This is a genomic window from Ignavibacteriota bacterium, from assembly GCA_016708125.1.
GTDB lineage: Bacteria > Bacteroidota > Ignavibacteria > Ignavibacteriales > Melioribacteraceae.
Window position 1 is genome coordinate 2618066 of the sequence record JADJGF010000001.1, and the last position, 13048, is coordinate 2631113.

Genomic DNA, 13048 nt, shown 5'->3' on the forward strand with positions numbered 1-13048 from the left:
ATAAATACTCTATTAAAATTATTTTTTAATTCTTATCAAATTAAAAATTCCAGCCAAGAAAAAAATAATATTTGCAAGCCAAGCGGTAATTAAAGGATTAAAAACTCCGTTCTTACCAAATGCTTGACTAACTTTCATGAATACCAAATAAACAAAAGTCAGCAAAACATTTATTCCAAATTGAATTGCCGTTCCGCCCTTACGTTTATTGGCTGAAATTGTTAATCCAAACATTATAACAACAAAACTTGCAAAAGCAAAAGCAATCCTTGAATGATATTCAATTTCAATTCTTGTCGGATCAGTTCCGGCATTTAGCTGTTCCGAAGCATATTTTTTTAATTCATCCAAAGTCATTTCATCCGGAATTTTTTGTTTCTGTAATATTTCTTCAGGAGTAAAACTTAGAAAACCAACTTCCAATTTTTCAAAATTGAATACAGAATCTTTCCCGCCAAAGAAAAATCTTTGTACGCCCTCATTCAATTGCCAAATATTTTTAGTCGAATCAAAACTCATTGATTGTGCATCAATTCTTGAAATCATTTTCGTGATATCTTTTTCATCAAACTCTTGAATGCTTACTCTATTTGCTTTTCCCATCTTAACATTAAAATAAGTTATCGTTACAATTCGTGTTGCAGAATCTTGAAAATAAATATTGCTTCCGGAACTTATCATATTTTTGTTAAGATAATTTTGCTCGATAAAAATCCTTTGTTTGTTTGCCTCGGGAACAACATATCCGCCAAAATAAATTGCAATTAAACTTATTAGTAATGCAGTTGACATAAATGGCAATGTGAATCTGTAAAAGCTTACTCCGCTTGATTTAATTGCCGTAAGTTCATTTTGATTTGATAATTTACCAACTGTGAAAAGTCCGCCTAACAATACGGAAACCGGAAGCATTAATCGAATTATTTCCGGGATAAAAACTATGTAATATTCTATAACAATTTTCGAATGTGCGTTTGCGTCAATAAAATCATCCAACTTTTCCATCATATCGATTACAACAAATATTAATGTGAAAGTTAGCAAACCAAAAAGTACAGTTTGAATAAATTGCTTAATAATATATCTATCAATTATTTTCAGAATTAATTCTCCAACTTTTGGGAATAAATTTTTTGAGAAAATCTAAATTAAGTTCAACTCTTTCACGCGCACTTTTTCTAACTAAAATAATTCCAAGAATTCCTAAAACAATGTTGGCTGTCCAAGTTCCCAAAAATGGAGACAGTAAACCTCTATCAGAAAGTTTTTCTCCGCCAATTAAAAAAGCCCAATAAATAAGGAAGAAACCCAAACTAATTCCGGCGGCAACACCAAATCCTCCTTTTCTCGTCATAGTTCCAAGCGGCGCACCAATAAGTACAAACACAATGCACGCAAAAGGAATTGAATATTTTTTGTGTATTTCAACCCAATAGCTGTTCATTCTTTTTTCATTTGAGTCAATTCTTCTTAGAACCGGCGAAAGTAAATTTTTTGTCGCTCTAATTTTATCTTCAACATGAAAAAGGCTAATTCTATAATTTCTATTTCTTTTTTCAATACTTGAAAAGTGAGTTGTATCCTTTAAAAATTCAGAAGTAATTTGTTTATCGAGATGTTTTATTTCTATCTCATTTAATTTTCCGATGCTATCAGCCAATGCTAAAATTGCCGGAGCTCCAAGTTCTCTATCGCCGCGTCTTCCGCCAAGCGCAGATTCTCTAAGCGAGAATTGATCTGCCTCCATTGCAATTGTGTGATTCTTAAATTCCAATTTTCTATATGGTTTCAAATTATTAATATTTGATGTATGAATTTCTCCATCAAACAAATTTAAAATTAATTTTCTTTTATCTGCTGTAAAATAAATTTCACCGCGTTGAGCAGTTACAACATTATAACTTTGAGCAGATGAATAATCATAAATTGTAAGATTTTTCAATTCATTAGTTTCCGGATTTACTTCGCGCGCCAATAAAGAATATCTTGGCATTTCTTGAGAAAAAACTCCCGGCACTAAAGATAATGTTGGTTTTTGATTTGATATATCTTGAGTTAAAACTCTTAACGCATGATTTGCTTCGGGGTAAACATTATTGTTAAACTGAATTAATAGAAATGCAATTAAGATACTTCCTATAAATGGCGGAATCATCATTTTGTATAAACTAATTCCGGATGCTTTCATAATTGCAACTTCATTATTTTGTGCCATGCTTCCAAAAGCCATAAGTGTTGCGATTAAAACTGCCATCGGAACAGCAAGAACAAACATCCAGCTTAAACTGTAAATTATTAATTTTGAAATCACAATAAAGCTTAAACCTTTGCCCACAAGCTTATCGGCAATTTTCATTAAAAATTGAAGTATGAAAACTGACATTAACGTAAACAATGCAAATAAAAAAGGCAGCAGTAAATTTTTTGATATATATCGAAATAAAATCATTTTCATTAATAATAATTATTTATCAAAAATAAATAATCTTTTCCACATTTTATTTATGAATTGTAAACTCGCTTATTATAAATTCTATCATAATTAAAAAGATTTTCTTAAGTTTAGCCAGTGTTTTTACATCTTAATAATAAGGAGAAATTGTGGAAGCTGTACTTAATTATATTAAGAATAATAAAGAAAATTACATCAGTGAATTGAAAGATTATTTGAGAATTCCCAGTATTTCTACTTTAAGTACTAATAAAAAAGATATGATAAATTGTGCGGAATTTGTTTCAACTAAACTTAAAGATGCCGGAATGGAAAAAGTTGAAATATTCAAAACCGAAGGTCATCCATTAGTTTATGGCGAATGGTTAAACGCACAGGGGAAACCAACAGTTTTAATTTATGGTCATTATGATGTTCAGCCGGTTGATCCAATAAATTTGTGGAAGTCTGATCCTTTTGATCCGATAATTAAAGATGGAAAAATTTGGGCTCGTGGAGCAAATGATAATAAAGGACAAAATTTTGTTCACATAAAAAGTGTTGAAGCTTTTATGAAAACTGAACAAAAGCTTCCGGTAAATGTTAAATTTTTAATTGAAGGTGAAGAAGAAATTGGAAGTGAAAGTTTAGAAAAATTTTTAAAACAAAATAAAAATTTGTTAAAGTGCGATGCTGTTTTAATTTCGGATACAAGTTTATACGCAGAAGGAATTCCCACAATTAATTATGGTTTGCGCGGATTAAGTTATATGGAAGTTGAAATTACTGGTCCGAATAAAGATTTACATTCCGGAAGTTTTGGCGGCTCAGTAGCAAATCCAATAAATGAGCTTGCAAAAATTATCAGCCAACTTCATGATAAAAATGGAAAAGTTACAATTCCAAATTTTTACAAAGATGTTCTTCCGTTTACAAAAAAAGAAAATGAAAATATTAAAAATCTAAAATTCTCTGAAACAAAATATGCAAAAGAATTAGGCGTAAGTGAATTACAAGGTGAAAAAGGATTTAATACTTTGCAAAGAATTTGGGGAAGACCAACTTTAGATTGTAACGGAATTTTCGGCGGGTTTACGGGCGAAGGAGCCAAAACTGTATTACCTTCAAAAGCGACGGCAAAAATAAGTATGCGTTTAGTTCCAAATCAAAATCCAAAAAATATTGCAAAAGAATTTACAAATTATATAAAATCACTTGCGCCAAAAAGTGTGAAAGTAAAAGTTACTGATATGCACGGTGGATATCCGGTTGTAATTCCGCTTGATGATCCGGCAATCAAAGCTGCATCAAAAGCTACGGAAAAAGCATTTGGCAAAAAAACTGTGTACACAAGAGAAGGCGGATCAATTCCAATAGTTGTTGATTTTGTTAATCAACTTAAAGCTCCGGCAATTTTAATGGGATTAGGTTTAGATTCCGATAATATACATTCACCCAATGAGCATTTTAGTTTAAAAAGTTTTGAACTTGGTGTATTAAGTTCAGCATACTTTTTTGAAGAATTTTCACAATTAAAAAAATAGTTAGGAAAGCAAATTGAGTCAAATATATTCATACTTTAAAAATAGATTTACGAATTTGATTTTTGCGGATGATGGAACAATTAAAATTTATACATCATTGCAAGTTGAAAATGATGCAATTAAATACGGTGTTGGAATTTACAACAGATCGGAATCTGCAGTTTTAAAATTAATCGGAAAAGATGTTTTAGATTTTCTGCAAAGAATTTCAACAAATAATGTAATTGGTTTAGAACCATTTCATTACATAAGCACTTTGTTTACAAATGAAAAAGGAAGATTGATTGATAGAACTGCTTTAATAAGATTGGAAGAAGAATATTTTTTGGTTGGAAGCAAATTTAATGATTCAATGCTTACAAGATGGATTGACAAATATATAATAACGGAAGATGTAAAGTTAGAAAATTTCACAAATAAGTTTTTGATACTTGATATTATTGGTCCGCAAGCTGAATCTTACTTAACATTAATTTGCGGAAAAGAAGTTGATGAACTTGATAATAATAAACTTCACAAAGTTGAGATTGATTTTTCAACCGCATATTTATTAAAGAAAAAAGCTTTCAGCGGAGAAATTATTTATTGGTTAATAACTCAAATAGAGAACTCAGAAAAACTTTTAGATTATTTGTTGAATCACAAAAGTGTATTTGATTTAGAAATGATTGGTGAAGATGCGTTTGATAGATATAGAGTAATTAACAAAGTAGTAAAGGGCGGAAGAGAAATTACAGATAAATATAATCCGCATGAAGCAAACCTTACAAATGAAATAAGTTTTACAAAAGGATGCTATATTGGTCAAGAAGTAATTGCAAGATTAGAGACTTACGATAAAGTTCAAAAGCAATTAAAAAGATTTACAATAAATTCAAATAATATAAATTTGCCTGCAGAATTAATAAATTCGGAAAAAGAAATAATTTGTACAATAACAACATTAACAAAAAATATTGAGCAGAATAAATTTGAAGGTTTAGGATATTTTAAAAAATCTATTATTGAAAAAAATACAGAGATTGAATTAATGTTGAATGAAAATTTAGATCAAAAATTTACAATACGATTATTAGATTAAAAATGAAAATATATACTAAAACTGGTGATGACGGAAGTACAAGTTTATTCGGCGGAACAAGGGTTGCGAAAAATAATATTAGAATAAATGCATACGGAACAATTGATGAGTTGAACTCAGTAATTGGAATAGCTATAGCAAATAAAATTAGTGTTGAAGTTAAATATGAATTAGAAAAAATTCAAAACACATTATTTCAAATCGGATCGGAACTTGCTTCACCGGAAAATGTAAAAAGCGATATCATCAAAAAAACATCGGAAGATGATATAAAATATTTGGAAAGTTTGATTGATAAGTTTGATGAAAAATTACCTCCGTTAAATAATTTTATTTTACCCGGAGGAAATAAATCGGCTTCTTATCTTCATCTTGCAAGAACAATATGCAGAAGAGTAGAAAGAATTATTGTTGAGTTGAAAGAAAAAGAAAATATAAATAATAATATATTAGTTTACTTAAATAGATTTTCTGATTTGTTATTTGTTTTAGCTCGCTATGAAAATTTTGTTACATCAACACCAGAAATAGTTTGGAAAACCCGGGGGTGAAATTGGCTTCGACGGGGTTATTTGTTCTTTGAACTGCGCACCGTGTTCTCCGTAGACACGTTAAACGACGGGACAAAGTCGAGACGACGACTATAACTACGCATTAGCTGCTTAATTTATTAAGTAGCCGTTCGCCTAATTTGTGTGCGCCGAAATTAGGATGAACGCTGTTAGGTGCACTAGTGGATTCGAGTTCTCTGGTAGATGAAGCGAAACTTTTACAGTGATAGAAAATTAAAACCATGTTTGTTTGGGTTTGGTTTTCGAAATTTAAATAACAGACTATGTGTGTAGACGTTCACTGAAAGGTATCTTCGGACGCGGGTTCAACTCCCGCCACCTCCACCAAATATCAATAAAAACAATAACTTACAGACATTTCTTACATTATTCTTACAATTTATTGGTTAAAATCAATTAAACAGTTATAGAATCATTTCATAAAACATTTAATTTATAAAAAAATAAGTAACTATTTTTTTGAAACATTTCATTCTAAAAACCACTTACAAAATGAAAAACATTTCAATTAAAAATGAAGTATTATGTTAATTACTACAAAGAAAGATTTCTTCTTATTAAAACAAATTTGTGAATATAATATTCTTAATGTTGATCAATTGGCATTGATAAATAATTCCGGGAGAAGAATCATTCAAAAAAAAATCGCAAAATTTTCAAAGCACTATCTGGTAAATTTAAAACAAAGATACTCTTCAGAAAATCATGGTCGTCCGGAAAATATTATTTCAATCAGCGAGAAAGGAGTTAAACTTCTTCAAAATGAAAATTTAATTGATAGCAAAATTCCAGTTGAAAGATTTATAACTGATAAAATTTATAACATTGAACATGAGTTATTAATAAATTGGTTTAGAATATTGTTAAAGAAAATCGAAAGTAAATGCTCAAATATTAAAACTGAATTTATTTCATCAACAACACCATTTATTCCGTTAAACAAAAATGGACAACCTTTAATAACTGAAAATCTATCGCTAGAAAATTCAAGTGTTACATTAATTCCCGATGGAGTTTTTTATATAAAAAGTGAAAAACAAAATAAGAGTTTACTTTTCTTTTTAGAAGTTGATATGGAACCGAATCACTTCAGAATCAAGGATTCAAATCAAACAGTATTGCAACCAAAATCCAAAATTATCAAGCTCATTTTCAGTCAAAAAAATATCTGAGATATCAAAAAAAATGGAATACAATTTTTAATGGTTTTAGGTTACTTATTTTAACAAACACAACAAAAAGAAAAGTAAGTATTTCGAATTTTATAAATTCTGATAGCTCAAATGATTTCGTTTGGGTAGCTGATCAATACGAAATGTTTGAGAAAGGATTGGGTGGAAGAATATGGTCAAGAGGAGGAAAGTTATCAATACCGCAAGAATCTATTCTTGGTCCAACGATAAATTTTGAAGAAAGAATTATCCAGCCTAAATAATATTTCAAATCTATTAGAACATAATAAAATCATTTCTCTCAAAATTATTCAACAAATTTTTGTTCGTTAAGTCATTTAAAAAGTACGTTAAGTCCCTCAAAATTGTACATTTAATACATAAAAAAGTACGTTAAGTATGTGAAATCAGTACATTTAACGAACACCTAATATCCTTTTAAACCTATATAAAACAATCAGTTATAAAGAGTTCGTTAAGTCGACTATATATATAAATGAGTCATGATTTTTATTGATTTAGAAGAATAAAATAGTTTATTTGTTGATTATAAAAAAAATAAGTTTAAATGAATTGTAATTAGTTTATTCTAATATTTCGTGAGTAGGAAATGAATAATTTGCTAATGAATGTCTTTCATAAGATAGAAACATTAACTGAAACTAAATCTATTTTTCAGTATTCAGCAGAGGTAATTGTTTCTGAAATTGTGAGTGTAATTGCTGAACCAATTAAAAAATTAAATTTATCCATAATCAGAAATTCAGTAGTTATTGAGAGAGGAAAATATTTTGTAAATAATGATTTAATTGTTTTGGATGAAGGTAAATTAATTATTGAAGCTGGTGTTCAGTTATTTTTTGGTAAGTCTTGTGGAATAGTTGTTTTAGGAAGTTTAGAAGTTAAAGGTAATGCAGAGGATCTTGTTGTAATTACTGGTGATAAATGGAAGAATATTACTTTTGTTGAAAATTCGATTGACATAAGGATTAAAAGTTTTCTTAAATATGTTGTTATTCATGGAGGGAATGGGTCTTCGAAAAATCCTCGAGATGAAAAATCTTATTTCTTTGAAAAGGAAAAAAGTAGGGGCGGAAATATATTTTCGAAAGGTAGAAATTTATTGTTAGATCATGTTATTATTAGTAATGGCAAAGCTGAAAGTGGTGGAGGAATGTTTGTATACAAAGGTATATTGGAGATGAGAAATTGTATTGTTTGTAATAATGAGGGAGTTAGAACCGGTGGCATAGAAATTTATAATCCTTCATTCAATAAAAACACAGTTTCAAATTTAAGTAATGTAGTTATTGATGGAAATAAAAGTATTGATTCTGCCGGAGGTATTTCAATAAATAAAGGTACAATTATTTTAGATAAATTATTTGTTCAGAATAATTATTCCGAAGAATTTTGCGGAGGTATGATAATTAGAAATACATCAATAAATCCATTGGAAAGTGTTAATGTGGAATTTACTCTTTTGAAGGATTCAGTAATTATGAATAATAGCGGTTCGACTAATGGAGGGCTATATTGTTCAAATTGTTTTTTAATTGAAAATATTTTTAGTAATAATAAAATTTCGAATAATATTGCTAGAGATTCTAATTCTCATGATTTTGAGCATCAAAAATTTATAAATTAAAAACCCAGTTAAATTTTTAGAGTAAATCTTCTATTACAGTCTCTGCAGATTCTTATTTTTTTTGTTCCGGTTTGTGTTTGTCTATATCCTTTCTTAGTTGTATTAGTTCCGTTGCAATACGGGCATTTGAATGGTCTTGCCAATTTATATTCACCTCCTAATAAAAATAATTTACATTACCCTATATAAAATTAGAGTTGGGTCTTCACGCCTAAAAGTTTATAAATCGGATACGTCATTTCATGACTTACTCATCGTAATCCGACTTTATAAACTTTTCCCTTTTCAAGGTCGGCTAACCCAAAGATGTATTATTACTTATTTTTTTCCCTTGTTTTTCCAACGGGGTCTCATTAAGTGAAGACCCCGCCGGAGTTAGAGAGGTAGGGCAAGGAGGAAAAGAAAATGGAATCGAAGATGTATTCAAAGAAACTTGTAAACACAATTAGGCAAATTGAAGCCGCAGAAACAATACACGAATATTTCGATGTAGTGGATTTCGGAATCGATGTAGTACTTTCTTGGTACGGAATCGTTGAAGAGTGGAATGAAGATGAATGCAAAGTATTAAAAGATTGTTTGCTTTCAAAAGCTTATTCAGATGAAATAAAAGAAGTAGATAGAATCGTTGAATTTGAAAACGATCCTTTGATTGCTTCGATCCCGGATAGGGAAGCTCCAAGTCTAAAGCTTCTAATACTTGAACATGCGATTTGGAAGAAAGAGATGGCAAATAAGAAGAAAACCGTTGAGAATCCTAAGGATTCTCAACTAAGTGTTGAGGTGAGAAAATGAATGGAAATAAACCGGTAAGGGTTTTTCGGGCGGGAGCGATTAAGGCTTCCGTTTTTGAAAATTCAGCATTTGTTAAAGGGGTGAAGTCAAAGATATTTAATGTGATAGTAAGTAAGACTTATAAGGATAAAGATAATAACTGGAAATCAACGAACAGTTTTTCAGTTTATTCTGAATTGCCAAAAGTTATTTTGGTTATGCAGAAAGCTTATGAGTTTGTAGTTATAAACACTGATAAAGAAGCGGGGGAGGAAGAAGAAGATGAGATGTGAGAAGAACTAAATAGTTCTTCTTGCACAACTTAAAATGATTTTCGGGTTTTGATGTAAGTCATTACTTTCAAGTAATGACTTTACTTTTGATTCAATTCTTTCGTTGACTGCAACAACAATGATTCTATCGAAATTTGCTTCCAAGCATTTTTTTATATTTGTTAAAATATCGGATCTTCCGGTTTCAACTTCGATAGCTATTCTTATATCATTTTTTGATGCTACAACATCGACATATTTTCCGTCACCGATTGATTTTTCAAAAGTTATATCAAAACCCTCATTCTTTAATATCTGTGCATATTTATTTTTCCAGAATTCGTGAGTTATTCCGCCTTCACGAATATCTTGTAATATTGGTTGATCGATATTTGATTTACCAATTTTGGTTAATTTAAGTACGATAACCCTTCCGCTTTTCGTTGGAATTTCTTCGGTTTCAATTAGTTGTTTTTTGAGTAATGAATTTTTTAATTCATTACCTTTTCTTCTACTCCATTGTAATCTTCGGTAACGTTCTACTACACCGGATAATTTATTTGAATGAATATCATGAAGTAAGATTTGTTCTTCCGAGGTTATTCCAACCTCTTTACTCCGTTGGTCATCATTTTGCGGAATCTGTCTCTCTTCGGCAGTGGTTAATGTTTCAGAGGCGGAACAAGCGGAATAAGGTCTCATTAGATCACTTATCATTAGATCACTTACTGAGCCCTTTCTAATAGGAATATAAGGGACATTTATGAGAAATGGTTTGTGCCATCTCCCTTGAATTTTAGCAACGGCTTGTCCGGTGTCAAGCCTTCCTAAAATTTTTTTATCAGAAGATTCTAAAAGAAGCGCACTCGCAGCTGAGTTAACATCTTTTGAATCCTTAAGGTTTAATACAATTGTACACCAAGTATTTCCACGAGCCGGTAAGGATAAAAGACTCGGGCATTGATCAATAATGATTACGGATTCGCCAAGTTCTCTGATTTCTCTTATAATTACATCGGTAATTGATTCACCGCCGACAAGATCACTTTTATCTTTGCCGATAACGTGATGGGCTTCTTCAAGTATTATTGCATGATCAAACTCCTCACGTTTCTGAGAAGGAGATGAAAGTCTGTAATGATGTATCCATAATAAAATACTTTCCACTAAAAATATTTTATCTGTATTAGTAAGTGAATCCATCTCGAGTATTACTTGTTGACTTAATAAATCAACCATATTTGATTGTTGTCTTACATTGAATGTTTTTCCGGTCTCACCAAAAGTTAAGGCACCAAGAGCTCTTAGAGTACTGCTCATCCAGCCGGATTCTCTGCCTTTAACGTCAGTGTGCTCAATAGTATTTAGTAAATCTTTTAGAGTCGGATAATTTACAACCGGTTTATTGTTGTATAATCCAAAATCATTGTAAGTTTTATCTAGAGCTTTTTGTAATAAATACATTACTCCTTCACCGACAAAAGTAGCATGTGCAATTATTTCAATTAACTTTTTTAACCAAGTTTTCGGAGAAGTACCTGGAGGAGGAATAAGAGGATTAAATCTAAATGGAGCAACGTCTCTTCCAACGGTATAAACTCTAATATCCTTGCCAAAACTTTCAGTTACAATATCCCGGTAATTTCTTTTCCAATCCAAAACAAGAAAAGGTTTATTTTTATGTATAAAGTTCTTTAGAACTTGAAAACATAAATTAGTTTTGCCCGAACCCGAAGCGCCGACTATTAGCACGTGTTTTATCCAGTCATTTTCTCTTAAGCAAAATGGATAGAGTTTTTTACCGGCGTACATGATTTCTCCGATAGGGTATTCACCGCGAACGTTTTCAGCCGGAGGCGGAGCTAATAAATTATCTGCATTGTCTGAAGAAATTTCAGTATTCAAATTGTCTAAATAAAGTATGTTAAGAATTTGTTCGATTTCTCTTTTACCATCAATATCTTCGACTAAATAAGCACGCCATAGACTATCAATTTTCTCACCAAGTATTGGTCTTAACTTTACGCAAATATCTTCGACTAACAATTCTAATAACCTCCGGATAACATTTTGGATCTTCTCTGAACATTTTTATATTCGCCGAGTGTTTCAAGTAATTCTTTGTAAAGCATGTTTTGATCTTTCCAGCAATTAAGCATTTCTTTTTGTTTTTCTAATTCCAGTTTTTGAATACTTGTCTTAAAGTCGGCTCTTTTCTTTTCAACCAATTGATTTGTAAACATTGGCCAAGACTCTAGATTCATAACTCCCACATCACACTCCCTTATCATTTTGTCTAGATCTTTTACTTGATCATCTCGAATTTTACTTCTTTGTTCGATTTGAGATTTAAGATGATTTACCGTTGTTCCCAAGAAATTTAATTTATCATTTGTTATCATATCGGCTATATCGGTGCCGGATTTGTAATTATTATTTGTTGTTTCAAGAGTTGAAAAGTAAGTTTTCTTTTTTGAATTATTTATCAAGTAATTTGAGTTTATTGGTAAGGCATAATTTTTTGAATCATTGTTTTTTATGCTTTCATATTCTTTTGTCTTTGGTAGGTATTGATAGTTGAATATCATTGGTATCACCCGTAATAAAATATTGTGATACTAGTATATAAACTTTTCGGTTTTTACTACCTTTTAGTAGAAAACTCTTTAGAAAATTTTAATCTGACCTGCACATGCTCAAACTTAACGACATCAATAAAAACCTCATGATCGCCATTCAACTTAGAATCAATATAAAAATAATTACTTAAAATATATCTAACACTACCCGGACTCTTACCAACCTCCCTAGCAATTTTCTTAATCGGAACTCTATCAAAATAATCCTCAAAAATATTAACTACAACATCCTTACAATCAGAATCAACAATAACATCTCTGCCAATAACTTTATAACCAAAAGGAGGACGATTCATAAAACGGGCATTAGACTTTGCTTTTTCTCTACCGCGATTTATTCTCCATTGCCTAAGATCAGTCTCAAACTCTGAGAACACAGCCCTTATCTTTTGAAATGCTTTTTCAAAAGGGCTGTCAGCCTCTCGTTCATTAACCAATAATAATTTTATTCCCTTCATAGAAAGATGAGTATCAATCCAACCAAACTGCAAAGTATTTCTTGAAATGCGGTCAGATTCAGTTGCAATAACAGTATTAGGCTTATCTACATCAATACGGTCAAGAAGATCCATCAAACCTTTTCTCTCGGTTAACTTAGTTCCACTCATTGAATCCGTAAATTTTTCAATAATCTGAATATCATTATTTTCACAATAATTTTTAATCTCATCGAATTGAGCATCCAAAGAATAACCTTTTGCCTGTTCACCGGTACTAACTCTTAAATACACAAAAGCTCTTCTCATTTAATATTAACCTCCTTTAACCTAAACACTAAATCACCGCGTTCAATAAACGCCTCAAGCACATCACCGCAAACCAAGCGCAAACTTTTCGCAAGACCTCTCGGAATGGTAATCTTAAACTGACCGTTGGACTTTTGAAATTGGATTCTGACAAGATTATCACTTAAGC

Annotated in this window: 12 protein-coding genes and 1 other RNA gene; 8 read left to right on the plus strand and 5 right to left on the minus strand. The window is 30.7% G+C overall.

Annotated elements, in window-relative coordinates:
• Positions 1-18: 18 nt before the first annotated feature.
• Positions 19-1143, minus strand: a complete 1125-nt coding sequence (lptG, locus tag IPH62_11460) for an LPS export ABC transporter permease LptG (GenBank protein MBK7105890.1) — start codon at positions 1141-1143, stop codon at positions 19-21.
• Positions 1088-2449: an LptF/LptG family permease gene (locus tag IPH62_11465; GenBank protein MBK7105891.1), complete on the minus strand. Its 1362-nt coding sequence runs from the start codon at positions 2447-2449 to the stop codon at positions 1088-1090. The genes lptG and IPH62_11465 overlap by 56 nt, the downstream gene beginning before the upstream one ends.
• 152 nt (positions 2450-2601) lie before the next feature.
• Here IPH62_11465 and IPH62_11470 point away from each other — a divergent pair, with 152 nt between their 5' ends.
• From IPH62_11470 to IPH62_11505, 8 genes are all read left to right on the plus strand, one after another.
• Complete coding sequence (locus IPH62_11470; protein ID MBK7105892.1) at positions 2602-3975, plus strand: dipeptidase; 1374 nt, start codon at positions 2602-2604, stop codon at positions 3973-3975.
• Positions 3976-3988: 13 nt separating this feature from the next.
• Positions 3989-5056 carry a hypothetical protein gene (locus tag IPH62_11475; GenBank protein ID MBK7105893.1) on the plus strand — a complete coding sequence of 356 codons (1068 nt, stop codon included), beginning with the start codon at positions 3989-3991 and terminating at the stop codon, positions 5054-5056.
• 2 nt (positions 5057-5058) lie between these two features.
• Positions 5059-5607: a cob(I)yrinic acid a,c-diamide adenosyltransferase gene (locus IPH62_11480; protein ID MBK7105894.1), complete on the plus strand. Its 549-nt coding sequence runs from the start codon at positions 5059-5061 to the stop codon at positions 5605-5607.
• Positions 5600-5955: a transfer-messenger RNA gene (ssrA, locus tag IPH62_11485) on the plus strand. Before IPH62_11480 ends, ssrA begins: the two co-directional genes overlap by 8 nt.
• A gap of 197 nt (positions 5956-6152) precedes the next feature.
• Positions 6153-6800 (plus strand): replication-relaxation family protein, encoded by a 648-nt coding sequence (locus tag IPH62_11490; GenBank protein ID MBK7105895.1) that lies wholly within the window; start codon positions 6153-6155, stop codon positions 6798-6800.
• A 610-nt stretch (positions 6801-7410) separates the two neighbouring features.
• Positions 7411-8448 (plus strand): hypothetical protein, encoded by a 1038-nt coding sequence (locus tag IPH62_11495; GenBank protein MBK7105896.1) that lies wholly within the window; start codon positions 7411-7413, stop codon positions 8446-8448.
• A 405-nt stretch (positions 8449-8853) separates the two neighbouring features.
• Complete coding sequence (locus IPH62_11500) at positions 8854-9243, plus strand: hypothetical protein (protein MBK7105897.1); 390 nt, start codon at positions 8854-8856, stop codon at positions 9241-9243.
• Positions 9240-9515, plus strand: a complete 276-nt coding sequence (locus IPH62_11505; GenBank protein MBK7105898.1) for a hypothetical protein — start codon at positions 9240-9242, stop codon at positions 9513-9515. The genes IPH62_11500 and IPH62_11505 overlap by 4 nt, the downstream gene beginning before the upstream one ends.
• A gap of 6 nt (positions 9516-9521) precedes the next feature.
• Here IPH62_11505 and IPH62_11510 read toward each other — a convergent pair whose 3' ends face one another.
• From IPH62_11510 to IPH62_11520, 3 genes are read right to left on the minus strand one after another with little or no spacing between them, the layout of a single operon-like run.
• Entirely contained in the window at positions 9522-11540 is a 2019-nt protein-coding gene (locus IPH62_11510) for an ATP-binding protein (GenBank protein ID MBK7105899.1), read from the minus strand.
• 2 nt (positions 11541-11542) lie between these two features.
• Positions 11543-12082, minus strand: coding sequence for a hypothetical protein (locus tag IPH62_11515; GenBank protein ID MBK7105900.1), 540 nt, complete (start codon positions 12080-12082; stop codon positions 11543-11545).
• A 56-nt stretch (positions 12083-12138) separates the two neighbouring features.
• Positions 12139-12879, minus strand: a complete 741-nt coding sequence (locus IPH62_11520; protein ID MBK7105901.1) for a recombinase family protein — start codon at positions 12877-12879, stop codon at positions 12139-12141.
• Positions 12880-13048: the final 169 nt, after the last annotated feature.